General features: G+C 52.9%; 19 protein-coding genes and 1 pseudogene. 11 read left to right on the top strand and 9 right to left on the bottom strand.

Annotation, left to right across the window (positions count from 1 at the left end; translation table 11 throughout):
- Positions 1-54: 54 nt before the first annotated feature.
- Positions 55-1,497, top strand: coding sequence for an MDR family MFS transporter (locus KNV97_RS15230; RefSeq protein ID WP_218562261.1), 1,443 nt, complete (start codon positions 55-57; stop codon positions 1,495-1,497).
- A 64-nt stretch (positions 1,498-1,561) separates the two neighbouring features.
- Here the strand turns inward: KNV97_RS15230 and KNV97_RS15225 are convergent, their stop codons facing one another.
- The 3 genes from KNV97_RS15225 to rdgC form a co-directional block, all read right to left on the bottom strand.
- Entirely contained in the window at positions 1,562-1,816 is a 255-nt protein-coding gene (locus KNV97_RS15225; protein WP_136483449.1) for a YfhL family 4Fe-4S dicluster ferredoxin, read from the bottom strand.
- Between the two features lies 1 nt (position 1,817).
- Entirely contained in the window at positions 1,818-3,218 is a 1,401-nt protein-coding gene (trhP, locus tag KNV97_RS15220) for a prephenate-dependent tRNA uridine(34) hydroxylase TrhP (RefSeq protein ID WP_136483450.1), read from the bottom strand.
- Between the two features lie 215 nt (positions 3,219-3,433).
- Positions 3,434-4,348, bottom strand: coding sequence for a recombination-associated protein RdgC (rdgC, locus tag KNV97_RS15215; RefSeq protein ID WP_136483451.1), 915 nt, complete (start codon positions 4,346-4,348; stop codon positions 3,434-3,436).
- Between the two features lie 216 nt (positions 4,349-4,564).
- Here rdgC and phoB point away from each other — a divergent pair, with 216 nt between their 5' ends.
- The 3 genes and pseudogenes from phoB to KNV97_RS15200 all read left to right on the top strand — a co-directional run bounded on the left by phoB (position 4,565) and on the right by KNV97_RS15200 (position 7,619).
- Positions 4,565-5,254, top strand: a complete 690-nt coding sequence (gene phoB / locus KNV97_RS15210) for a phosphate regulon transcriptional regulator PhoB (protein WP_136483452.1) — start codon at positions 4,565-4,567, stop codon at positions 5,252-5,254.
- 54 nt (positions 5,255-5,308) lie between these two features.
- Positions 5,309-6,606 (top strand): annotated as a pseudogene (gene phoR / locus KNV97_RS15205) (phosphate regulon sensor histidine kinase PhoR).
- 2 nt (positions 6,607-6,608) lie between these two features.
- On the top strand, positions 6,609-7,619 hold the full coding sequence (locus KNV97_RS15200) for a PstS family phosphate ABC transporter substrate-binding protein (RefSeq protein WP_218562260.1): 1,011 nt from the start codon (positions 6,609-6,611) through the stop codon (positions 7,617-7,619).
- Positions 7,620-7,742: 123 nt separating this feature from the next.
- On the opposite strand, the gene ppx is transcribed toward KNV97_RS15200, so the two are convergent.
- Together ppx and ppk1 are read right to left on the bottom strand one after the other, a co-directional pair.
- The gene (gene ppx / locus KNV97_RS15195) at positions 7,743-9,395 is read right to left on the bottom strand and encodes an exopolyphosphatase (RefSeq protein ID WP_218562259.1); all 1,653 of its coding nucleotides are present in this window, start codon (positions 9,393-9,395) and stop codon (positions 7,743-7,745) included.
- Positions 9,370-11,481 (bottom strand): polyphosphate kinase 1, encoded by a 2,112-nt coding sequence (gene ppk1, locus KNV97_RS15190; RefSeq protein ID WP_218562258.1) that lies wholly within the window; start codon positions 11,479-11,481, stop codon positions 9,370-9,372. The genes ppx and ppk1 overlap by 26 nt, the downstream gene beginning before the upstream one ends.
- Before the next feature lie 418 nt (positions 11,482-11,899).
- On the opposite strand from ppk1, the gene KNV97_RS15185 reads away from it, so the two are divergent.
- The 4 genes from KNV97_RS15185 (at position 11,900) to phoU (ending at position 17,359) form a co-directional block, all read left to right on the top strand.
- A complete protein-coding gene (locus KNV97_RS15185; protein ID WP_218562257.1) occupies positions 11,900-14,101 on the top strand; it encodes an ABC transporter permease subunit in 2,202 nt (733 codons plus the stop codon).
- Between the two features lie 76 nt (positions 14,102-14,177).
- Positions 14,178-15,824, top strand: a complete 1,647-nt coding sequence (gene pstA / locus KNV97_RS15180; protein ID WP_218563438.1) for a phosphate ABC transporter permease PstA — start codon at positions 14,178-14,180, stop codon at positions 15,822-15,824.
- A complete protein-coding gene (pstB, locus tag KNV97_RS15175) occupies positions 15,825-16,643 on the top strand; it encodes a phosphate ABC transporter ATP-binding protein PstB (RefSeq protein ID WP_136483458.1) in 819 nt (272 codons plus the stop codon).
- A gap of 17 nt (positions 16,644-16,660) precedes the next feature.
- Positions 16,661-17,359 (top strand): phosphate signaling complex protein PhoU, encoded by a 699-nt coding sequence (gene phoU, locus KNV97_RS15170; protein WP_136483459.1) that lies wholly within the window; start codon positions 16,661-16,663, stop codon positions 17,357-17,359.
- 101 nt (positions 17,360-17,460) lie between these two features.
- Here phoU and ppk2 read toward each other — a convergent pair whose 3' ends face one another.
- The 3 genes from ppk2 to KNV97_RS15155 form a co-directional block, all read right to left on the bottom strand.
- Entirely contained in the window at positions 17,461-18,237 is a 777-nt protein-coding gene (ppk2, locus tag KNV97_RS15165; protein WP_136483460.1) for a polyphosphate kinase 2, read from the bottom strand.
- Between the two features lie 53 nt (positions 18,238-18,290).
- The gene (locus KNV97_RS15160; RefSeq protein ID WP_136483461.1) at positions 18,291-19,043 is read right to left on the bottom strand and encodes a copper homeostasis protein CutC; all 753 of its coding nucleotides are present in this window, start codon (positions 19,041-19,043) and stop codon (positions 18,291-18,293) included.
- 245 nt (positions 19,044-19,288) lie between these two features.
- Positions 19,289-19,900, bottom strand: a complete 612-nt coding sequence (locus tag KNV97_RS15155; protein WP_136483462.1) for a peroxiredoxin C — start codon at positions 19,898-19,900, stop codon at positions 19,289-19,291.
- Positions 19,901-20,098: 198 nt separating this feature from the next.
- Here KNV97_RS15155 and KNV97_RS15150 point away from each other — a divergent pair, with 198 nt between their 5' ends.
- The 3 genes from KNV97_RS15150 to aceA all read left to right on the top strand — a co-directional run bounded on the left by KNV97_RS15150 (position 20,099) and on the right by aceA (position 24,753).
- Positions 20,099-21,004 (top strand): hydrogen peroxide-inducible genes activator, encoded by a 906-nt coding sequence (locus KNV97_RS15150; protein WP_136483463.1) that lies wholly within the window; start codon positions 20,099-20,101, stop codon positions 21,002-21,004.
- A gap of 610 nt (positions 21,005-21,614) precedes the next feature.
- Complete coding sequence (gene aceB / locus KNV97_RS15145) at positions 21,615-23,288, top strand: malate synthase A (protein WP_218562256.1); 1,674 nt, start codon at positions 21,615-21,617, stop codon at positions 23,286-23,288.
- Between the two features lie 154 nt (positions 23,289-23,442).
- Entirely contained in the window at positions 23,443-24,753 is a 1,311-nt protein-coding gene (gene aceA, locus KNV97_RS15140) for an isocitrate lyase (protein ID WP_136483465.1), read from the top strand.
- A 228-nt stretch (positions 24,754-24,981) separates the two neighbouring features.
- On the opposite strand, the gene KNV97_RS15135 is transcribed toward aceA, so the two are convergent.
- On the bottom strand, positions 24,982-25,452 hold the full coding sequence (locus tag KNV97_RS15135; RefSeq protein ID WP_136483466.1) for a CBS domain-containing protein: 471 nt from the start codon (positions 25,450-25,452) through the stop codon (positions 24,982-24,984).
- Positions 25,453-25,618: the final 166 nt, after the last annotated feature.

Here is a 25,618-nt window from a genome sequence, read left to right as displayed (position 1 = left end):
TGATGCATGAGTATTCAATCTATTACATAAAATCACACTATGTCGCACCAAAGTATGTCTCAGCCTATTGATAAAAAAACGTTTCTCAGCTTGTTTGCCACGGTGTTTCTGCCGATGTTTCTGGCCGCGGTGGATCAGACTCTGCTGGCCACTGCTACTCCGGCCATGGTCAGTGAGCTGGGTGACATCCAACTCTCTTCCTGGATTGCGGTTGGCTATATGCTGGCCGGTGCGGCTTCTGTGCCGATATATGGCTGGCTGGGCGACCAATACGGTCGTAAACGTATGCTCGGGATTGCGCTCAGCATTTTTGCACTTGGCTCTTTGGTCTGCGCTCTGGCGGTCAACATGCCGGGCTTAGTCGCGGGGCGGATTATCCAGGGTTTGGGCAGTGGCGGCCTGATGAGCCTGTCACAGGCGCTGATTGGCGAACTGGTCGCGCCGCGTCAGCGGGCACGTTTTCAGGGCTACTTTTCGGCGTTGTTTGCGCTGTCGAGTATCGGTGGCCCGGTGCTGGGCGGGGTAATTGTGACTTATCTCTCCTGGCAATGGCTGTTCTGGATTAATCTGCCGCTGGTCGCACTGGCGCTGTTTCGTTTATCGCGTCTGCAGTCGAGTCAGGTTAAAAGTGCCAGAAGCCGTATCGACGTTTTCGGGTTGTTGCTGTTTCCGACCCTGATGACAACGATTATCTACTGGCTGTCGGCCGGTGGTCATTACTTTGCCTGGGGATCAGAAACCAGCCTGCTGCTACTTGGAGGGTTTGTGTTGTTAGTGGTGAGCTTTGTGTGGCAACAAAAGCGGGTCCGTCACTCTTTTCTGCCTTTACCTTTGCTGGTGCGTAAAGAGATTCATGTGCCTTTGATTTCGACGTTTCTGTTTGCTTCTTGTTTGTTTGGCCTGGTGTTTTTCCTGCCGATTTTTATGCAAATCGGTCTGGGCGTCAGCGCGGCCCGCTCCGGCCTGCTGATGATCCCGCTTTCGGCCGGCATTATTATCGGCTCGTTTATCACCGGTAAACTGATTGCCCGCAGCGGAGTACCAAAATGGATTCCGGTGTGCGGCATGAGCGTCAGTACCCTGGCGTTTCTGACGTTAGCTACGGTCGATATGGGGCCGAATGCGGTCAGTGCGGTCGGTTTTTTATGCTGCCTCGGGCTGGGCACTGTGATGCCATCGACCCAGGTGCTGATACAGACCGTGGCTGGTAAAGCCAGCCTGGGGCGGATTACCTCTATGGCGGCGCTGTCGCGCTCGCTGGGCGCGTCAGTCGGTACGGCGGTATTTGGTACCCTGATTTACTCGCAAATCCCCGGTTTTGATGCCAGCAGCTCAATCAGTACCTTGCTGGAGACGCCTCAGGACGTAGTGGCCGATGCGTTCCAGACCGGCTATCTGCTGGCGGCGTTATTTGCGTTTACCTGTGTGCTTAACGCGGCGCGCGCGCCGTTGATTCAGCTTGATGACTACAGTTGGGCGACGGAAAAAAGCGCATAAAAAAACGGTCTCAGCTGAGACCGTTTTTTGTCTGGGTTGCGCCGCCGTGAAGGGGTGTAACCTATCAGGCCAGACCCTGAATGATCACGAATTTCTCTAACAGCTCTTCTTCTGTTTCAACGTGGTTCGGATCAACAATGATGCATTTAGTGATCGGACACACCGACTGACAGGTCGGCTTGTCATAGTGACCTTTACATTCGGTACACAGATCCGGATCAATCTCAAAGATGGACTCGCCCATCGAGATGGCGCCGTTCGGGCATTCCGGATCGCACATATCACAGTTAATGCACTTATCAGTGATCAATAAGGCCATCTTATTTGCCTGTTGGGTTACGGGTATCCTGACCAGCGTTAAGGTTACGCATCAGCAGAGCGTAGTTCAGATCCATATCCTGCGGCATCGGAATGTAAACGAAGTGGCCGTTGCCTTTCGCATCGTCAATCGCTTCGCCTTTACGGTTTTCCATCGCTTCCAGAGTGAAAACAACGTTACCTTTTGGCGTCATCAGCTCCAGGCTGTCGCCCAGAATGAATTTGTTCTTCACTTCCACTTCCACCATGTCGCCACGGCGTTTACCGGTGAACTCACCGACGAACTGCTGTGCGTCAGAGACAGAGTAACCGTAGTCGTAGTTCTGGTACGCGTCATGTGTGTGACGGCGCAGGAAGCCTTCGGTGTAACCGCGGTGCGCCAGGCTTTCCAGTGTGCCCATCAGGTTCTCATCGAACGGTTTGCCGGCCACAGCATCATCGATCGCTTTGCGGTAAACCTGAGCAGTACGTGCACAGTAGTAGAATGATTTGGTACGGCCTTCGATTTTCAGTGAGTGCACACCCATCTTGGTCAGGCGCTCAACGTGTTGTACCGCACGCAGGTCTTTGGAGTTCATGATGTAAGTGCCGTGCTCATCTTCATAAGCGGCCATCTTCTCTTCCGGACGGTGGCTTTCAGATAACAGGACAACGTCATCAATTGGCTTACCACGACCGATGGTGGTTTCCGGACGCTCTTCCTGTACTTCAATTGCCTGAGCGGCATTTGGATCGAATTGTTCAACGATTTGACCCGCTTCGTCTTCTTTGCCTTTCTCAACTTTGTATTCCCAACGACAGGCGTTGGTACAGGTGCCCTGGTTCGGGTCACGTTTGTTGATGTAGCCAGACAGCAGGCAACGACCTGAGTAAGCCATACACAGCGCGCCGTGGACGAATACTTCCAGCTCGGTTTCCGGACAGTGCTCCCGAATCTCTTCGATCTCTTCCAGAGACAGCTCGCGAGAGACGATAACGCGCTCAACGCCGTTAGCTGCCCAGAATTTCACGGTTGCCCAGTTGACCGCGTTGGCCTGTACGGACAGGTGAATCGCCATGTCAGGGAAAGCTTCACGTACCATCATGATCAGACCCGGGTCAGACATGATCAGTGCGTCCGGACCCATATCAACCACAGGTTTCAGATCGCGGATGAAGGTTTTCAGCTTCGAGTTGTGCGGCTGGATGTTACAAACCACGTAAAAGCGTTTGCCCTGGGCGTGCGCTTCATCGATACCGATTTGCAGGTTCTCGTGGTTGAATTCGTTGTTACGTACCCGCAGGCTGTAACGCGGCTGGCCTGCGTACACAGCATCTGCCCCGTAGGCGAACGCGTAACGCATGTTTTTCAGGCTACCTGCCGGTGACAGCAGTTCAGGTACGAAAGTTTTCTCAGTAGTCATTGCTTCTTTATCTCAATCTGATCTCAAGTCAGGCCAATGCCACCTGATGGCATTGGAAGGGGCGCAAATTTTACGTCAAAATGTGAGCCATGACCAGTTGAGATTGCAGGTGATAAGAGAGGATGAGCTGACAGAGTGATTGCTGCCAGGTGGATAACGACTGTCTCAAAAAAGTCAGGCCGGTCACAATGGACCGGCCTGACTCGGGGAGGGGCTTAAGCGTCGGCTTGCGGCAGGCCGCCTAAGGCGTCGAACAGATTCGGCAGGAAGGCGGAAAATTCACCGCACATCAGCGAGAAATCGGCATCGAAACGCGCCGCCTGATCTTCGCGCGGAATGTCTTCGTTCTCATCTTTCAGTTCATCGCTGAAGGTGATGCGTTTGATGCTGCAGTCTTCGGCCAGAATAAAGCTCAGCCGATCCTGCCAGTTGACAGACAGCTTAGTCACCACCTTGTTGGCAGCGATGTGATTGAGAATCTCATCGCTGGTCAGCTCCTGTTTTTTACAACGCACTACGGCGCCGTCATCGAGAGTCGATGTCAGCTCAGCTTCATCCAGCAGGTTGAAACCTTGCGGCAGGTTGCCGTCTTTGACCCATTGGGTCAGGGTGGTTTCGACGGCCACTTCCGGGATAGCCGGAACCACAGGCAGGCTGCCCATGGTTTTACGCAGCAGCGCCAGCACGTCTTCGGCTTTTTTGTAGCTGCTGGCGTCGACCAGAATCAGACCTTGCGACGGCATGATCAGCACAAAGGTGTACTGGCTGCGGCTGAACGCGCGTGGCAGCAGATCGATGACGATATCGTCTTTGATATTGTCTTTTTCTTTCTTTTTCAACGGACGGCCTTCTTCGGCTTCCATTGCTTCAACTTTGGCATTGAGTGAGTCTTTGATCACCGAGGCCGGGAGCATTTTTTCTTCTTTCTTGGCGCAGATGAGAATGCGGTCTTCACTGACGTGAGTCATCATGTCGCCATGTTTGCCCATCGCATGTACCCAGCCGAATTTCTGTTTGTCCTGGCTGCCACAAGGGGTGAAGCGAAACTCTGCCAGTTGCTGTTCCAGCTGGTCGGCATTGAAGTTGATATCGCGGTTGACGCGATAGACCATACAGTTTTTAAACCACATATCTATTTCTTTTCCTTGTTCGAAAGCGTGACATCATAGGACATCTCTCTGGCAATGTCTCACGGCGAATTCAAAAAATTGCCACCCGAAACCAGGTTGATATAACGATGAATTTGATAAGAAAGTTATATTAAAAATTGTTTGCAAAGGTCACAAAAGTGTCATAATCATTTCTCATAATGCACAGCGTTGATTAAATAAAAAGGTTATTCAATTATGTCTAGAAGGATTCTGGTTGTTGAAGACGAAGCGCCGATTCGTGAAATGCTGTGTTTCGTGCTTGAACAAAAAGGTTATCAGGCAGTGGAAGCCGAAGACTATGACACTGCGGTGAATAAACTGGCTGAACCCTTCCCTGATCTGGTTCTGCTTGATTGGATGCTGCCTGGTGGCAGCGGCATTAACTTCATCAAGCATATGAAACGTGAAGAGCTGACACGCAACATTCCGGTTGTGATGCTGACCGCACGTGGTGAAGAAGAAGATAAAGTCCGTGGCCTGGAAGTCGGCGCTGATGACTACATAACCAAACCTTTCTCTCCTAAAGAGCTGGTGGCTCGTCTCAAAGCGGTCATTCGCCGTGTGACGCCAACGGCACTGGAAGACGTGATTGATGTGCAGGGCCTGAAACTGGATCCGGTCTCGCACCGTGTGACGGCCAATGATGATGCATTGGATATGGGTCCGACCGAATTCAAAATGCTGCATTTCTTTATGACGCACCAGGAACGGGTGTACAGCCGCGAGCAGCTGCTGAACAACGTCTGGGGCACGAACGTTTACGTGGAAGACCGTACCGTTGATGTGCATATCCGTCGTTTGCGTAAAGCACTGGAAGAAGCGGGTCACGATAAGCTGATCCAGACGGTGCGCGGTGCTGGCTACCGTTTCTCAACCAAAGCGTAAGGGGACTGACGCCGGTCCTGGATTCCGCCGAATCGGATGCGGCATGAAGACATTATGGTTGAACGTTTAACTTGGAAAAAGCTGGCCTGGGAGCTGGCTTTTTTTACCTGCCCTGGATTGTGGTCGGGTGGATATTCGGCTACATGCCGTGGTTGCTGTTGGCGGCCACGGCTTTGCAGCTTGTGTGGCATTTACATAACCAGATGCGACTTTCTGCCTGGCTGTGGGATGAAAAGCGCCTCACGCCGCCCTCCGGGTCCGGCAACTGGGAGTCGCTGTTTAACGGCATTTACCGCCTGCAGCAGCGCCAGCGCAAAAAGCGCAAAGAACTGACCAATCTGATCCGTCGTTTTCGCAACGGGGCAGAATCGTTGCCCGATGCGGTGGTGGTGTTTCGCGGTGAAGGCAACATTGTGTGGTGTAACCGCCTGGCGCAGCATCTGCTCGGCTTTCGCTGGCCGGATGATGCCGGACAGCCGATCTCAAACCTGATTCGTACTCCGGATTTCATCAAATACCTGCAAAAAGGCGACTTCACTGAGCCGCTCGACATGCGTTCGCCGCTCAATGTGGAACGTTCGCTCGAACTGCGGATCGTGCCGTATACCGAGGGCGAGCACCTGATGGTGGTGCGTGATGTGACTCAGCTCAAGCAGCTGGAAGGTATGCGGCGTAACTTCTTTGCCAACGTCTCGCACGAACTGCGCACCCCGATGACGGTGCTGCAGGGGTATCTGGAGATGACCGAAGACCCGGATATGCTGGTCGGCCCGATGTGGCCGAAAGCGCACGGTGTGATGACCGAGCAGCTCAACCGCATGAACAGTCTGGTCAGCCAGCTGCTGACCTTGTCCAAGATTGAAGCCTCGCCGATTCACGAACTGGACGAAGTGGTTGATGTGCCGTCGATTCTGGAGATTCTGGAAAAAGAAGCGGTCAGCCTGAGCGGTGATGATCAGCATCAGCTCCATTTTGAGGTGGATAAAAAACTGCGCGTGCTGGCGGATGAAGATCAGTTACGCAGTGCGATCTCAAATCTGGTGTATAACGCGGTCAAATATACCCCGCCTGGCGCCGAGATCAATGTGCGCTGGTATCAAAGCCCGCAGGGCGCCTGTCTGGAAGTGGAAGATAAAGGCGACGGTATCGAGCCGCAGCACCTGCATCGTCTGACTGAGCGTTTTTACCGCGTTGACAAAGCGCGCTCGCGTGACACTGGCGGCAGTGGTTTAGGGCTGGCGATTGTGAAACATGCCTTGTCCCATCATGACTCTCATTTAGACATCAAAAGCCAGGTTGGTGTCGGCAGCCAGTTCTCGTTTGTGCTGCCCAAGCGCCTGGTGGTGAAGTAAGCATGTGGAAAAAAATAACTCTGTTGGCGCTGCTGGTGGCCTGTTATGGCCCGGCGTCGGCACAGGCCTTAAGTAATAATGGCGTAAGTGACTATGACTTAAGTGACAATGGCTTAAGTGACTATGACCTAAGTGACTATGAAAAGACGCCCGGCGTGGCCGGGAACCTGCTTACGGTTGGTTCCGATACCTTAGCCGGAATGACCACCTTGTGGGTGGAAGAGTTTAAATCGATTTACCCCAATGTGATTGGTCAGGTGCAGGCATCCGGCTCAGCCACTGCGCCACCGGCGCTGACCGAAGGTACCGCTCAGTTTGGTCCGATGAGCCGGCCGATGCGCAGCAGCGAAATCGAAGCGTTTGAGCGTACCTATGGCTATAAACCGACGGCGCTGCGGGTGGCGATTGATGCGATTGGTATCTTCGTGCATCGTGATAACCCAATCAAAGGGCTTAATTTCACTCAGCTCGACAGTATTTTTTCCGCCACTTTGCGCTGCGGCGCGACCGAGTCGGTCGAACGCTGGGAGCAACTTGGTTTGTCTTATGAGTGGGCGAAACGTGGTATTCAGATGTTTGGTCGTAACTCGGTGTCCGGTACGTATGGCTATTTTAAGCAAAATGCGCTGTGCGGCGGTGATTTCAAACGCAGCGTCAACGAACAGCCGGGGTCGGCTTCGGTGGTGCAGTCGGTGGCTTCGACCATCAACACCATAGGTTACTCCGGGGTCGGTTACCGTGTCTCCGGGGTCAAGTTACTGCCTATTGCGGTAGAAGGTGAGCAGTATGTTGAGCCGACCCGCGCTAACATTTTGTCCGGTGACTATCCGCTATCGCGCTATCTGTACGTTTATATTAACAAGAATCCGACCCGCGAGCTGAGTCCGGTTGAGCGTGAATTCATCCGCTTTATCTTCTCCAGGCAGGGGCAGGACATAGTCGCGAAAGATGGTTATCTGCCTATCTCACCGGATCTGGTTCATCAGGAGTTGCACAAGGTCGGTATCGAATAAATCAACGCCTATTGCTCCGCTTGCGCCCCCGCAAACGCAACAAGCCAGCACAGTGCTGGCTTGTTTTATGTTAGCAGTCCGTCTTGTTTGACCTGCGATGTTTTACTCGTTGTCAGCCGATAGCTAGAAGCTCAGTTGCCAGCCGGCATTATGCCAGTACTCCTGTTCACTGAGCAGGTCAGCATGCAGCAGCTTGTTGTTCTCCAGCCACTCTTTTTCTACGCATTTGAGCTGCCATTCGTCGTCTTTGATGTTAAGACTTAGCTCAGGTAACGGGTCGTCATTGCGCTGACCATTAACCACAATGGCCAGGCGTAGCACCCGGATAAGGCCAAGAATATGTTTTTTCTTGAACAGGGAAAAATCAGCCATTTCATTGAGTTTTAACGCTTTGCGCTGGAATCGGGCCAGCGTCGACAGCACCAGTTGTTGCTCGCTGTTAAAGCCGGGCATGTTGGTGTGGTGCAGTATGTAGGCTGAGTGACGGTGAAATGCCTGCAAGCTGATACTCAGACCGACTTCATGCAGCAGGGCGCTCCATTCCAGCAAATCGAACAGTTCGTTGTTCTTTTTCAGCCCCAGTTCAGCGGCGACCTGATCGAGAAATTCGCGTGCCTGGCCTTTGACCTTGGCGGCATGTTCCAAATCAACCAGATGTTTAGTCGCCAGGTTTTCCGTGGTGCGCAGGCGAATATCCGAATACTTGAACCTGTCTTCCATCTCATACAGCAAGCCTTCACGCAGCGCGCCGTCGGAGAAGTACATCTCTTTGATCTTAAGGGCGTGGAAAATCGCACTCAGGATAGCGACTCCGGCCGCAAATACCGGCTTACGATCTTCGGTCAGACCGGAGAGCTGAATATCGTCAATCGAGTTCCAGTCACACAGTTTGTCGATCAGTTTACCCAGCCGCTCCTCGGTAATGATGCCATCATCAAATCCGAGGCCGATCAGCACTTCGTGAATCGCTTTGACGGTACCGGATGAACCAAAGGCGATCTTCCAGCCTAGTTTGCGGTACTTACTGGCTATCGATTCCAGTTTCTGTTCGGCTGCCAGCATCGCCTGAGCAAAATTCTTCTTCGACAGTTTGCCGTTAGAAAAATAGCGGTCGGTATAGGAGACGCAGCCCATCTGTTTGCTGTTGACCAGCTCGGCATCAAAGCCCTTGCCAATCACCATTTCGGTACTGCCGCCGCCGATATCGACCACCAGCATCGATTCTGCCTGGGGCTGAGTATGCGCCACTCCGAGGTAGATAAGGCGCGCTTCTTCTGTACCGGGAATAATCTCGATTGGGTAGGGCAGCACTTGCTGCGCGCGTTGCAGAAAGATGTGCGCGTTATTGGCCTGACGCAGGGTATGCGTCGCGGCGATACGTACATTGTCGGCATCAATGCCCTGCAGACGCTCGGCAAACATCGCCAGACACTCGAGGCCGCGCTCTATCGATGCGTTATCGAGATTGTGCTGCTCATCCAGACCTGAAGCGAGACGGACCCGCTGTTTGTGGCGGCTGATCAGCTGTAAATCCTGGTCAACGACTTTAGCCACCACCATGTGAAAGCTGTTCGATCCTAAGTCAATCGCGGCGATTTCGCGTGTACTGGTCTCATCCCGAATTGAACTATCACCTGACACGTGTTCAGGCTGCGTGTCATTCACGCTGTCGGTTGCAGGCGTATCGTTACCAGGTGTCGTATTGTCTGGCTGATCGTTGTCTGGCTGATCGTTTTCAGTCTTAGCGTGGTCAGGCGTGTTGCTGGGCTGAGTCATGGATATCTGCTGATCCCTTATGCTTACGTGTTTGTTTTTCTACATTTTTAAGATAGTCATAAATAGCCAGTTGTGAACGAACTTTCTTTCGGTTACCGCGGTTAACGTAGCGGTTACTCATTTCTTTATCGATCACCCGTGCTTTGACGGTATCCGTAAACTGTAGATTGATGATGTCTATAATACGCTGTTTCAGCCGCTCGTCACGCACTGGTGCGGTCACTTCGATACGGTGATCAATATTACGTGTCATCCAGTCAGCAGAAGAGATATAAACCTTGGGATTGCCTTCATTATGTGTGATCAGGACCCGCGGGTGCTCCAGGAAGCGATCGACAATACTGATGATACGAATGTTATCGCTGATGCCTTCTAAGCCGGGCACCAGAGAACACATGCCGCGAATGATCATCTTTATCTGCACGCCGGCACTGCTGGCGGCATACAGTTTATTGACCAGGCCGGGGTCGACCAGGTTGTTGACTTTCAGGGTAATCGCTGCTTTTTTACCCGCCAGGGCATGCGCGGTTTCCTCATCGATCAGACGGTACAACTGGTTACGTGAATTGCGCGGTGAGACAATCAGATGATTGAAATTCACCGGGCGGAACGGATTTTCAATATAGCCGAACACGTTACGCACTTCGTTGGTGAGATCTTTGTCGGCGGTCAGCAGAGAAAAGTCGGTATAGATACGCGCGGTCTTTTCGTGGAAGTTACCGGTGCCGATATGGGCGTAACGGATAAATTCATTCTCTTCACGGCGGGTGATCAGCAGCAGTTTGGCGTGGATTTTCATCCCCGGTGTACCAAACACCACGTGCACGCCGGCTTCTGTCAGCACCCGTGACCATTCAATGTTGGCTTCTTCATCAAAACGGGCCTGCAGTTCGACTACCACCACGACATTTTTGCCGTTGTGGACCGCATCAATCAGCGAGTTCATCAGACGAGAGTCTTTGGCCACACGGTAGATATTGATCTTAATGCTGACCACTTTCGGGTCAAAGGACGCCTGACGGACCAACTCGGTAATGTGCTCGAAGCTGTGGTACGGGTAGTGCAGCAGGATGTCCTGCGCTTTGATGGCGTCAAACGCATTCAGGTAGCCTTCAAAATCGGCGCACTTGATTGGCGGCAGCGGACGGTTTTCCAGATAGTCGCGTCCCACGTTCGGAAAGCCGATAAAGTCTTTAAAGTTGTGATAGCGCCCGCCCGGCAGCAAGCTGTCGTAATGGGAAATCTGCAGCTTTTCACACAGGAAATTGAGCATCTGCTCCGGCATATCGCGCTCGTAAACAAAACGCACCGGCATCGCGGTCAGGCGCTGGTTAAGGCCTTCCGACATCAGCTCCAGCAGGCTGTATTCCACTTCATGACTGAGATCGTATTCCGCATCGCGGGTCATTTTGATGGCGTAGCCATTGAGCGAGTCGTAATCGAAAAAGCCGCGGAAAATATCGTCCAGGCAGTAACGGATGATGTTGTCGAGCAGAATGATGGTCTTGCGACGTTTACCTTTCTGTTCCGGCACCATGACAAAACGCGGCAGGTGATCGGTCGGAATTTCGATCAGCGCATAATGGGATTCGTCGCCTTTTTTCATGTCGGTGGCGATATAGGCGTATTCATCTTTGAGAAACTGCAGCACATCAATGTCATCTTTCATCAGCAGCGGCGTAATGTGCGGCAGCACTTCTTTATGGAAATACTTGCTGATCCAGCGCTGCTGCGCTTCATCGAGCTGGGTTTCATTGACCAGGAAAATACGCCGCCGTGCCATCTCAAGAATGATGTCATTATACAGGTTGTCGAAATCCTGATTGAGTTTGAATGCTTTGCTCTGCATGCGACTGAGCAGGTGTTTATTGGAGTCATTGCCGCCGCGTTCGCGGTTGATCAGAATACGTCGTTTTACATCGGAGAAGCGGACTTTATAGAATTCATCCAGGTTGTTGGAGAAAATGCCCAGAAAACGGATACGTTCCACCAGCGGCACGGTCTTATCGGCGGCTTCCTGCAGCACCCGCTCGTTAAAAGAGAGCCAACTTAATTCTTTATCGATATACAACTTTTCCGCGCTCATGACTTACCTACTGACTTGTTCTGGTGATTTTGTGTCGGATTAAAATGACTTTTTAATGATTGTTTAGTTATTAACCCTGGGGTATTCATTGCAAATTAGTTTTTAAATATGACACTTTTATTGCAAAAGTGCGTACTCTCTATAGTTGTTTTATTTTCAGTTGTTTAATGTGATCTGTAATATAATTGTCACTTAACAGACCTATAATCTTGTACTTGAGTATCTTCAATAAATGCACTGCGCAAACCGGTCGCCATAAGGTTTACAGGCACTCTGTCACCCAGGCCGGATTTCACCGCTGAGAGTCACACTCTTCAGGCGTTCCCCTTCAGACAGGTTAAGGCCTGCTCGTATTCGGGCGTGCAATCGCATTTTGATGACATTTTCGTGTAGCGGAGCGGCAGAGGTAGAGGGATTGATGGCACAGGCCGAGTTTTCATTGAAAGAGCGGGATCAAAAACGAATTATTAAGGATCGTCTTGTCCGTCTTGCAGTGACTGGTGGTGGTGTCAGTGTGCTTGGCGCCCTGATTCTGATCTTTATCTATCTGGTTCTGGTGGTCCTGCCGCTGTTTTCTGATGCGAAACTGGAAACCGGCTATGCCAGTCAGCCGATTAACACGCCGGCGCCTAAGATGCTGGCGGTGGATGATTACGGTGAGCACGCGTTTGTCCTCAGCGCGCAGGGCAAGGCCGAATTCTGGTCGCTCAATCATGAGCGCAGCCAGCCATTGTGGCGCGGATCATTGCCGTTGGAACCGGTGCAGTTTGCGGCTGGTATGGCCGATACGCGCTGGTTCGCCGTGACGGACGCGGCTAACCGGGTCTATATCGCCCGTCCCCATTTTACCAATACCGTCAGCGCGCAGGGGCGTCTGTTTATTCCTAAGTTGGAAGCGCTGTCGCTCGGTACGGACTGGCCACTGTTGCCGGAGTCAATTCATATTCAGCAACTGGCGCTTGCGGTCAGCGACAGCACGGTCTTTTTAGCCACTTACCAGTCGGATAATCAGGTTTCTGTGCATTGGGCTGAGCGGGGCAATCCGGCCATTCGTCATGACTTTACTTTTGCGGCCCCGTTTGACCAGCTTGATGAGATCAAGCTGACTCCGGACGGACGCACTTTATATTTGCGCACCGGTTCTGAGCTGGCGGTGGCAGTGCGCGACGGCCTGAATTACCGCGTGCGTGAGGTGATTGATCTCAGCCAGGGTCAAGCCGACCATGCTGTCAGTGCCATCTATCTGTTGTCCGGTTCCTACTCACTGCTGGTTTCCCATCAGGACGGACTGGTCACTCAATGGTTTGACGTGTTACGCGATGGTGAACGCCGCCTGACCCAGATCCGGGATTTTAAACTGGCCGAGCAGCTGCGTTTTATTCTGCCGGATACTTACAGTAAGGGCTTTTACAGTTTTTATCAGAACGGTACGGTGCAGAGTCACTACACCACCAGCGACAAACTGGTGGTGTTCGCCCGCGCCTATCAGCAGGTGCCGAAGCTGGCGGCGATGTCATCCAATGAACGCTATCTGGCGACGTATGATCGTGGCACCATCAGCGTGGCTGAGGTGGATAACGGCTATCCGGAAGTGTCATTCTCGTCTCTGTGGCAGAAAGTGTGGTACGAAAGCTACCCTGAGCCGCAGTATGTGTGGCAGTCGACATCAGCCAGTGATGATTTCGAGGCCAAATTCAGCCTGGTGCCGATTGCGTTCGGGACCTTTAAAGCGGCCTTGTATGCCATGCTGTTCGCGGTGCCGATAGCGGTGCTGGGCGCCATCTATACCGCTTATTTTATGGCCCCGAAAATGCGCCGGGTGGTCAAGCCGAGTATTGAACTGATGGAAGCGCTGCCGACGGTGATCATCGGTTTTCTCGCCGGGTTGTGGTTTGCGCCGATTGTGGAGAATAACCTCAGTGCGATTGCCGCGCTGGTGCTGTTTTTACCTTTGTCGGCGGTGCTGATAGGCCTGGTCTGGTCATCGTTGCCGAAAACCTGGCTGCGCAGAATAGCTGGTGGCTGGCATGCGTTGATCCTGATCCCGGTGCTGCTGGTGGTGAGCGTGGTGATTTTGTCGTACAGCACAGACATTGAGCGCTGGCTGTTTGGCGGCGACGTTCAGGTTTTTCTGGCCCAGCACGGTATCGATTTTGACCAGCGTAATGCGCTGGTGGTCGGTTTTGCCATGGGCTTTGCCGTGATCCCGACCATTTTCACCATCGCGGAAGATGCGATTTTCTCCGTACCGAAGCACCTCTCCGATGGTTCGCTGGCGTTGGGTGCGACACCGTGGCAGACCCTGATTCATGTTGTGCTGCTCACTGCCAGTCCGGGTATTTTCTCGGCGATGATGATGGGGCTGGGACGCGCAGTGGGAGAAACCATGATCGTGCTGATGGCGACCGGTAATACGCCAATCCTGGACTGGAATATTCTCGAAGGCATGCGCACCTTGTCGGCCACGATTGCGGTTGAATTGCCGGAATCAGAAGTGGGCAGCTCGCATTTCCGTATTTTGTTCCTGGCGGCGTTACTGCTGTTTATGTTTACTTTTGCGGTTAACTCGCTGGCGGAATGGGTACGTCAGCGACTGCGCGCTAAGTATCGTTCGTTGTAATGGGTTACCAATGAAATTAATGAGTTACCAATGAAATTAATAGGTTACCAAGGAAACTAATGGATTGCAGATGAAAATTTCGCACTGGATGAAATCCGGCGCGCCATGGATTTGGTTAACCGGTGGTGCAGTCAGCCTGAGTCTGATTTCGGTACTGGGGTTGCTGCTGCTGATCGGCTGGAAAGGGCTGACCTATTTCTGGCCGGCGCCACTTTACCAGTGGCAATCGCAAGATGGTCAGTATTTGGTGGGGCAGTTGTATGCATCGGAATCGGTGCCGGTCAGCCATTTGAAGGATATGGATATCGAGCTACCGGACGAGGTGATCGAAGCGGGCAGCGCGACACGGCTCAATATCAAAATTGCTAACCGTGAACTGTATGGCAGCGATTTTGTCTCTATGTTGGCGCTCAAGCTGAGTGAGCCGACCAAACCCGCCGGCTGGATGGTGATAGAGCGGGCCCGTGACGGCCAGTTTTACGGCAAGCCGCTTGGTTTTGAACAGGTTAATGGCAACATCAGCCCGCACATCGAGACCTTGCTCAGCCAGGGGCTGGAGCAGGCCGAGGAACAGCGCGCCGAGATGGATGGCGTGATTAATCAACAGATTCGCCAGATTGGTAATCAGGTCGAAAACCTGCGTCTTGAGCGGCGCCGTCATGAACTGAACGGCAAGCTAACTGACGACTATCTGGCTCGTTATCGTGAGCGCAAGCAAGCGCTGGATGCCAAGTTGGTTGAGGCGGAGCAGCACCTTGATTTTCTGCGCTCCCAGCTCAGTCATCAGGCGCTGCTGATGGAAGATATGCATGGCCTCAAGGTGCGGATTCCGCTCAGTCAGATTCTCGATTACTGGTTTCCGAATGACATGACGCTGGGGGAAAAAATTGCGCAGTGGGGCAAGCAGGTGTGGGTATTTCTGTCCGATGATCCGCGTGAGTCCAACTCGGAAGGCGGCGTTTTCCCCGCCATTTTCGGCACGGTTTTTCTGGTGCTGATCATGTCGGTCATCGTGATGCCGCTCGGTGTGGTGGCCGCGGTTTACCTGCACGAATACGCCAAAGACAATACCTTTACCCGCCTGATCCGGGTTGCGGTGATTAACCTCGCCGGGGTTCCGTCCATTGTGTACGGTGTGTTTGGCCTCGGCTTTTTTGTTTACACCATAGGTGCCTCGATCGACCAGCTGTTTTATGCCGAGCGTCTGCCTGCGCCGACGTTCGGGACGCCTGGCCTGTTGTGGTCAGCCCTGACTCTGGCCGTGCTGACGCTGCCGGTGGTGATTGTGGCGACCGAAGAAGGCCTGACCCGGATTCCGCTCTCGGTACGCCACGGCTCTCTGGCGTTAGGCGCGACTCAGTTTGAAACCATCTGGCGCATTGTTCTGCCGATGGCCAGCCCTGCTATGATTACAGGACTGATCCTGGCGATTGCGCGTGCGGCGGGTGAAGTGGCACCGCTGATGCTGGTCGGGGCGGTCAAGCTGGCGTCAAGTCTGCCAGTGGACGGGGAATTCCCGTTTGTTCATCTGGAACGTAAGTTTATGCACCTCGGTTTTCATATTTACGACATCGGCTTTCAGACTTCGAATATTGAAGCGGCGCGCCCGCTGGTGTACGCGACCTCATTTTTGCTGGTGACAGTGATTGTGGCGCTCAACCTCACGGCGATCAGCATTCGTAATAACTTACGCGAGAAATACCGAACTTTAGGACAAGATTAAATGCTTTCTGTCAATCAGGCGCTGGGTTACCAGGCGCCGCTCGACGTCAACAACTTAACCGATAAACAGACTGCGATTGCGATCGAAGGCCTCAATCTGTTTTACAAACAGACCCGGGCATTGAACGATATTTCGATGCGGATTCCCAAAGGCCAGGTCACGGCATTTATCGGCCCGTCCGGCTGCGGCAAATCGACCTTGCTGCGCTGCATCAACCGGATGAATGATCTGGTCGAAGGCTGCCGGGTCGAGGGCGAAGTCAAACTGCATGGCAAGAATGTTTACTCGCCGGACGTGGATGTGCCGACGCTGCGCCGCCGGGTCGGCATGGTGTTTCAACGCCCCAATCCGTTTCCGAAGTCGATTTACGAGAATGTGGTGTATGGGTTACGCCTGCAGGGGATTCGTAACAGCCGCGCGCTGGATGATGCCGCTGAGCATGCGCTGCGCGCGGCCGCCTTGTGGGATGAGGTTAAAGGGCGCCTGCATGAGAATGCTTTTGGGCTGTCCGGCGGTCAGCAGCAGCGCCTGGTGATTGCGCGTGCGATTGCGATTGAGCCGGAAGTTCTGCTGCTTGATGAACCGACTTCGGCGCTGGATCCGATTTCCACCCTGACGATCGAAGAGCTGATTCACGAGCTGAAAACCAAGTACACCGTGGTGATCGTCACCCATAATATGCAACAGGCTGCCCGGGTCAGTGACCATACCGCTTTTATTCATATGGGAAAATTGATCGAGTACGCAGATACCGATTCTATTTTTACTTCACCATTGAAAAAACAGACTGAAGACTACATTACTGGGCGCTACGGTTAATCGATAAAGGAATCAATATGCAATTAGGTCGTCATATCTCAGGACAGTTTAACGTGGAGCTGGAGTCGATCCGCACGCATGTGCTGACGATGGGAGGCCTGGTTGAGCAGCAGTTGTCATTTGCCATGCAGGCGCTCAATAAAGGTGATGAAGATCTGGCGCGCAAAGTGGTGCGCGATGACCATAAAGTCAACGCGATGGAAGTGTCGATTGATGAGGCGTGCACGCGCATTATTGCCAAGCGCCAGCCGACGGCAAAAGACCTGCGCTTGATCATGGCCATCATTAAGACCATCACCGATCTGGAACGAATCGGCGATGTGGCGACCAAAATTGCTTATGTGGCGATTGAGAGCCCGGATGCTAAAGAGAGTCAGTTTCATGTCTCGCTCGAACCCTTGTGTCGTCAGGCAATAGATATGCTGCATCAGGTGCTCGATGCGTTTGCGCGTATGGACGTGGAAGCGGCTGCTCTGGTGCATAAGCTGGATGACAAGCTCGACAAAGAGTACGAAGCGGTGATTCGTCAGTTGATGACTTACATGATGGAAGACCCGAAAAACATTCCGCATATTCTGCAGGTGATGTGGTCGGCGCGCTCCATCGAGCGGGTCGGCGACCGCTGCCAGAACATCTGTGAGTACATCATCTATTTCGTCAAAGGTAAGGATGTGCGCCACCTTGGCGATGAAGGCATCGATGACGCACTGCGTTAGACCTGAGCCTACACAAAGAACGGCGCGTATATAAAGAGCGGTGCGTACATCAATCGCTCTAAATAACAGCGCCGACGCAAGCGGCGCTGTTATCGTGCGGGTTAATACTTGAGCGGTACCAGCGTCTGTTCTTCTATCGGCGAGCGAACATAGCCTTCCTTGTTGATTTCCGGCAGGTGGATGGGCGGATATTCAATGCTGCGATATTCGATGCTGCTGAGTAGATGGCTGATGCAGTTAAGGCGTGCACTGCGCTTGTCATCGGAAGGCACCACCCACCACGGGCACTGCTTGGTATCGGTGTAGGCGAACATCTTGTCTTTCGCTTTGGAGTAATCGGCCCAGCGGTGACGGGACTCCAGATCCATCGGACTGAACTTCCAGCGTTTAATCGGGGTTTTGATCCGCTCGAGAAAGCGCTTTTCCTGCTCTTCATCAGAGACCGAGAACCAGTATTTGAGCAGAATAATCCCGGAGCGCTGCAACATTCGTTCAAATTCCGGGCAGGAGCGCAGAAACTCTTCATACTCTTCGCCGCTGCAAAATCCCATCACTTTCTCTACCCCGGCGCGGTTATACCAGCTGCGGTCAAACAGCACGATTTCACCAGCCGCCGGCAGATGGGCTACATAACGCTGAAAGTACCACTGGGTTTTCTCTTTTTCCGTCGGTGCGGGCAGAGCGGCAACCCGGCACACCCGCGGATTGAGCTTTTCGGTGATACGCTTGATGACGCCGCCTTTGCCGGCGGCATCGCGGCCCTCAAAAATGACCACGACTTTGAGCTTTTCATGTTTGACCCACTCTTGCAGCTTAACCAGTTCAACCTGCAGCCGTTCGAGCTCTTTCTCGTACACTTTTCTTTTTAATTTGGTCATCGTTCACTCCTTTGATAAGCGCATATTAGCACCGACCTAATGCATCAACAGGCTTATGCTCCTGATTTGAGAGCTGATGCGGTATCGGCAATCGTCTGACGGTCGGTGACCGGTACCACAAAGTCATCCACTGCAGCGGCGCCCATTTTGCTCTGCGCGGCGATAAAACGCATCTTGCTGGCGCGGGTGGTTTTGCCCGACAGGTGCAGCTCAGTCACGCCGGTGTGCTGCGCCAGGAGCGGCGCATTGGCGGCATTCACCCCGGCACCCGCCATAATCGCAATCCGTCCGTTACTCTGCCTGACCAGCTCGGCGATAAGGTCGGCACCTTGCAGCGCCGTTGGCGCCTGACCTGATGTGAGCAGCCGCTCGCAGCCAAGCTCAATGATGCTCTCCAGCGCCTGCTGCGCGTCCTGACACTGGTCAAAGGCGCGGTGAAAGGTTACGCCAAGGCCAAGGCTGTGCGCCTGTTCGATCAGTTTCCGGCAGCGCTGTGTATCCACTTGACCATGTTCAGTCAGCAGTCCCAGCACGACGCCCTGCAATCCTGCCTGATGGGCCGCCGCGATATCGTATTGCATGCAGGCGATATCGTCAGCGTCGTAGAGGAAATCGCCCTGGCGCGGCCTGATCATAGCGTACACCGGGACACTGGAACGTTGCGCGGCCTGGCGCATTAAACCGAAACTTGGTGTCAGGCCGCCCAGGGCCAGTGACGAGCACAGTTCGATACGGGTGGCTCCGCCAGCCAGAGCATGCGGCAGAGATTCAATGGTGTCGATACAGACTTCGAGATGATAAGGCATTGTTTGGCGACCAGTCAGAAAACAGAGCCCAGATTGTAGCAAGGTTCGCTAGCGCAGAGGGCAGGAAATAGAGGTAAAGTGGATGGTGAGGCATTTCCGAAGCAATTGAGTGAGGACAAGGCAAATAAAAAGCCCCGCTCGGTGAGCGGGGCTTTACAGACTTTACTTCTTAAACTGATTGGCGAGTTGTATCACCTATAATCCAACCACAAACCCGGTTTGAGCGCGGGCGTTTAAGAGGTGAATTATTTTTTGTTCAGGTCAGCAGTGTGCTCAGACAGGTAAGCAGCTACGCCCGCTGGAGAATCTTTCATACCAGCTTTACCTTCTTCCCACTGTGCAGGACATACTTCACCGTGAGTCTGGTGGAAGTTCAGAGCGTCAACCATGCGCAGCATTTCGTCGATGTTACGGCCTAGTGGCAGGTCGTTAACAACTTGGTGACGTACAACGCCGTCTTCGTCGATCAGGAAAGAACCACGGAAAGCAACGCCAGCTTCTGGGTGCTCAACATCGTATGCTTTAACGATTTCGTGCTTAACGTCAGCAACCAGTGGGTATTGAACTTCACCGATACCGCCATTCTCAATAGCAGTGTTACGCCATGCGTTGTGAGAGAACTGAGAATCGATAGAAACGCCGATTACTTCTACGCCTTTAGCTTTGAAGTCTTCGAAACGTTTGTCGAATGCGATCAGCTCAGATGGGCAAACGAAAGTGAAGTCTAGTGGGTAGAAGAAAACAACTGCTTTCTTACCTTTAGTGAATTCTGCGAAGTTGAAGTTATCAACGATTTCACCGTTACCTAGCACTGCTGCAGCAGTAAAATCAGGGGCTTGACGACCTACTAGTACCATTTTTTTGCTCCTAAGATTAATGGTTAGTTCCGGGTTACCAAGATTAGTTAACCCAGTCCGTATAATTGCGAGACAAACTATAGTACAGATCGTAGTATAGAAAAAAGCGAATTAAATAGATTAAGTTTATCGAAAAAAGCGATGAGCCAAAAATCTGCCGGCGAAAAAAACAGAAACAGAACAAAGACTAAACTTACGATGAATAAATGGCCCAGTTTAAAGCAGCTGCATTACCTGGTGACGCTCCATGAGACCCGTCATTTCAGTGATGCCGCCGAGCGGTGTTTTGTCAGTCAGTCGACGCTAAGTAAAGGGATTCAGAATCTGGAAGAGCTGATTGGCTGCCCATTGTATGAAAAGAAAGATAAAAAAAGCCCGCTGGTGTTTACCCAGGCGGGTGAAGAGGTGGTGAAACAGGGGCGCGAGCTGCTGGCGCGTGGTCAGGATCTGATGGAACTGGGTAAACAGTGTCAGGGCGACTTAATGGAAGGGCAACTCAAACTCGGCTGCATTCCGACCATCGCCCCGTTTTTGCTCGGCGATCTGGTGCAGGAAGTCAATGTGCACTATCCGCAGCTGCATCTGTTGCTGCGCGAAGACACCACCGCCAATCTGCTCACCGCCTTGCGTAACGGCGAGCTGGATGTGCTGCTGCTGGCACTGCCGATGGATATCGGCAGTATGGAAAGTCGCGTGGTCGGCCAGGATCCGTTCCGCATGGTGATCAGCCGTAAACAGGCGGACGCGATTCGGGTGCCGATCAAATATGATGACCTGCCGGACAACTCGGTTTTTCTGCTCGAGAATGAACACTGTCTGACCGAGCACGCGGTTTCGGCCTGTAAGCTGACGGATAAAGAGAAGATCAATCCGTTTACTGCCACCAGTTTGCATACCTTAGTGCAGATGGTGGCGAATGGGCTGGGGACGACCTTTATCCCGCAAATGGCGATCAAACACGGTTTACTTGATAACCAGAATCTGGTGGTGATCGACCCGCCCGGCCAGCAGGCATCGCGGGAAATTGGTCTGGTGTGGCGCCCGAGTTCTTCGCGGAGTCACACTTTTGAGCGTCTGGCGGAGGTGGTTTCGGAGCTGCTTTAGGTCTTCTCAGGTCGAGAATTGGCGTAGCCAGCGCCGTAGAGTGGTCGAATACTAGTGAAAATGCGCTGATATAGGCGCATTTTTTAGTATTAAACTCTGCTGGTGATTTTTTTATTGTAAAATTTTACAGAACATTCTGAGTGAACCTTTCATAAAATCGTAAAACTTCACAAAGTAAATTTTACACAAACTCCTTAGTCACCGGTTTTAAACCCGCTCGGGTCACTCTGCTGATACCCCGTCTGTGCAACCTCTGGCGATATTTCCCTCATCTGTATCTGCTGTTTGACCCTTTTTAACAGACTCAATTTCACTGTAATTTTATTACGTAATTAGTTACGGATTTGCCTAGTGAGATACCCCTAAATCGGCAGCGGAATAAAACTTCGAATTTCAGCTTTGGTGGCTTGAGGGGGTTTTCGTTACTTCCTTGTTGGAGTAGATTTTAATTATGTTTTTAGCACTTAAACCTCAGCCGCCGCAGCGCAACATTTAATGCAGTTTACCGCTGGCTGAGGAAAAGGAAGGTACTCACTGCCAAGAGGCGCAAGAAGCATTTGTAGTTCAAAACTTACAAATGTTGCTTGTTAACGATTCTAAGGAAGGACTCATGCTTGCTCAAACGCCAGAACAAGGCTCTGCCTGTACTCAAGATAGCGCCGCAACTCAGCATACCGCCGGGCATCAATCAGGCGACAATCTGACCCGGCTCAATGTGACCGGCCATGTGACTCAGACCCAGGCGCAGATCTTCTCAAAACCAGTCCAGGCGTTTCTGGCTGACTTGTGTGCCTGCTTTGCGCCGCAGGTTGACGGGCTGCTTGCTGAACGCGAGCAGCGTCAGAGCAAGATTGATGCAGGGGCGCTGCCGGATTTTCTTACTGAGACGCAGGATATTCGCGAAGGCAGCTGGAAGATCCTCGGGATTCCGCACGATCTGCAGGATCGCCGGGTCGAAATCACCGGACCGACCGAGCGCAAAATGGTCATCAATGCCTTAAATGCCAACGTGAAAGTGTTTATGGCTGATTTTGAAGATTCGATGTCGCCGGCCTGGGACAAGTTACTCGACGGCCAGATCAATTTGCGTGATGCGGTGAATGGCACCATCAGCTACACCAATCCGGACAACGACAAGAGCTACCAGCTTAAGAACGATCCGGCGGTACTTATCTGCCGGGTGCGCGGCCTGCATCTCAAAGAGAAACACGTTCAGTTTGACGGCATGGTGATCCCGGGCGCGCTGTTCGACTTTGCGCTCTATTTTTACAACAACTATCAGGCGTTACTGAAAAAAGGCAGCGGTCCGTATTTTTACCTGCCGAAACTGCAGGCGCATCAGGAAGCCAAATGGTGGAGTGAAGTCTTCCATTTTACCGAGTCCTATTTCGGTCTGGATACCGGCACGATTAAGGCGACCGTGCTGATTGAAACTCTGCCGGCGGTATTCCAGATGGACGAAATCCTGTTCGCGCTCAAAGAGCACATTGTCGGTCTGAACTGCGGACGCTGGGATTACATTTTCAGCTACATCAAAACATTGAAAAAGCATCCGGATCGTGTCCTGCCGGACCGTCAGGTCGTCACCATGGATAAACCGTTCCTGAGCGCTTATTCGCGCTTGCTGGTTTACACCTGTCACAAGCGCGGCGCGTTTGCCATGGGCGGCATGGCGGCGTTTATTCCGGCCAAAGACCCGCAGGAGAATGCGCGGGTGCTGGATAAAATTCGCACTGACAAAATGCTCGAAGCCACCAATGGCCATGACGGCACCTGGGTTGCGCATCCGGGCCTGGCCGATACCGCGATGGACGTGTTCAGTGAGGTTTTGGGTGAGCGCAGTAACCAGCTCGATGTCAGCCGGATGGCTGATGCACCGATTCATGCGGCGGACCTGCTTGAGCCATGCGAAGGGCCGCGCACAGAGCAGGGCATGCGCCACAACATCCGGGTGGCTCTGCAGTACATCGAAGCGTGGATCTCCGGCAACGGTTGTGTACCGATTTACGGCCTGATGGAAGATGCCGCCACCGCTGAGATTTCCCGCGCCTCTATCTGGCAGTGGATTCAGCACGGCAAAGCGCTGGATAACGGCCAGGTCGTGACCAAGCAACTGTTCCGCGCTTACCTCGCCGAGGAGATTGAGGTGGTCAGAGCGGAAATCGGCGAGGCACGTTTTCAGGCCGGCCGTTTTGAGCAGGCGGCCGAGCTGATGGAAAGCCTGACCACCAGTGATGAACTGAGTAATTTCCTGACCATACCCGGGTATGACTATCTGGATTGATGCCAGGATACCGCCCGGCGCACATTCGCGTCGTGCCGATGACATATTTTAACAACAATCAATAACGTGAACGTCTCATCAATATCAGGCCGGGATGTACTGATAGCGAAAAGGATGACCATGCGCCACAAGCGTATAACAAGAGGGAATGATTATGACACTGACTCGCCGCCAACAAATCGAAGCTTTGGAAAAAGACTGGGCCACCAATCCACGCTGGAAAAACGTCAAACGTACTTACAGTGCGGAAGAGGTGGTCAGCCTGCGCGGTTCCATGACGCCGGCCAACACCATCGCGCAGCGTGGTGCTGACAAACTGTGGTCACTGGTCAACGGCCATGCCAAAAAAGGCTATGTGAACTGTCTGGGCGCACTGACTGGTGGTCAGGCAGTGCAGCAGGCCAAAGCGGGGATTGAAGCGATTTATCTGTCCGGCTGGCAGGTCGCAGCAGACAACAACACCGCTAGCACTATGTATCCGGACCAGTCGCTCTATCCGGTTGATTCTGTGCCGAGTGTGGTGAAGCGCATTAATAATGCCTTTCGCCGTGCTGACCAAATCCAGTGGTCATCCGGCAAGTCGCCGCAGGATGAGGGCGGGATTGATTACTTCCTGCCGATTGTCGCCGATGCAGAAGCCGGTTTTGGCGGCGTGCTCAATGCGTATGAGCTGATGAAGTCGATGATTGAGTCCGGTGCGGCCGGGGTGCACTTTGAAGACCAGCTCGCGTCAGTGAAAAAATGTGGTCACATGGGCGGTAAAGTTCTGGTGCCGACCCAGGAAGCGGTGCAGAAACTTGTTGCGGCGCGTCTGGCAGCGGATGTGGCGGGCACGACCACGCTGGTGATTGCCCGTACCGATGCCAACGCTGCGGATCTGATTACCTCGGATTGCGACCCGTATGATGCGGACTTCATTGTCGGTGAGCGCACGGCAGAAGGTTTCTACCGCGTACGTGCCGGTATCGATCAGGCGATTGCGCGTGGTCTGGCTTATGCTCCGTATGCTGATCTGGTGTGGTGTGAAACCGCCAAGCCGGATCTGGAAGAAGCGCGTAAGTTTGCCGAAGCGATTCATGCCCAGTACCCGGATCAATTGCTGGCCTACAACTGTTCGCCATCGTTTAACTGGGAGAAAAACCTTGATGCGGACACCATCGCCCGCTTCCAGCAGGAGCTGGCAGACATGGGGTACAAATATCAGTTCATCACTCTGGCCGGCATCCACAATATGTGGTTCAACATGTTTGAACTGGCTCATGCTTATGCTCAGGGTGAAGGTATGCGTCATTACGTGGAAATGGTGCAGCGCCGCGAGTTCCAGGCGGCAGAAAAAGGCTACACCTTTGTGGCGCACCAACAGGAAGTGGGGACCGGTTACTTCGATAAGATGACCAACACCATTCAGGGCGGTCAGTCGTCGGTGACGGCGCTGACCGGTTCAACCGAAGAAGATCAGTTCTGACCGGAGAGCAGTGCCGGACGGGCACTGCTTTATCACCATTACTGTCACCATCCATCTAATGAGCGGCCCCGGCCGCTCTTTTTTACGTCAGCTTTTTACATCAGCCTTTATACGCCAAGCGGTATGGTTTTGAGACGATGCTTTTCGTTGCAAGCTTTGCTCGCGCCGCAGTCACAATCGATCGCCAATCCAATCTATTGCAAGCCAATCGATGGGATGGGGTCGGCTTTACAGCTCGCTGTCGTCGAAGTCCGTTTCCGGCTCCAGCTCTTCTGGCTCGACCTCTTCGCTCAGTTCCAGTAAATTAATCGCAATGGTGACAAAGTCGCTGTCCGTAATGATGCCGACCAGTTCGCCTTTCGCGACTACCGGCAGACAGCCGACTTTGTGCTTTTGCATATAGATGGCGCTCTCTTTCAGCCCGGCCTGCGGTGCCACGTTCATCACGCTGGTATGCATCACCTGATAGAGCGGAGTTTGCTGAATCTCTTCCTGCTCAAGCGGACTTTTATGCAGGCTGGACTCCTGAGCGGCGAGAATATCGCGCTGAGTGACAATGCCCAGCAACTGGCGGTTGATGTCCACCACCGGAATATGGCGAATATCGAGCGCTTCCATCATGTTTTTGGCATCGGCGAGAGTGTGGGTGCGCTCCAGAGTATGCGGGTTGCGCGTCATCATATCTTCAACCTTGATCATAACCGACTCCTGTTCTTGTTGCGGTCGCAGGCGCTGAGCGCTCCGCCACCTGGCAAAGTCTGCCACAGCAACTGGCTCGCCTGCTTGCCGCACCGGGCAGATAACGTGTTCATGGATTATCTCTTTTCCCTAACTATAGTTTTTTTGCCGGTAAATATCTGAGAGT

It is taken from the genome of Vibrio ostreae (genome assembly GCF_019226825.1).
In the GTDB taxonomy this organism is placed as follows: domain Bacteria; phylum Pseudomonadota; class Gammaproteobacteria; order Enterobacterales; family Vibrionaceae; genus Vibrio; species Vibrio ostreae.
The sequence above is the reverse complement of the archived record's forward strand: the minus strand, read 5'-3'. Positions and strand labels throughout refer to the sequence as shown.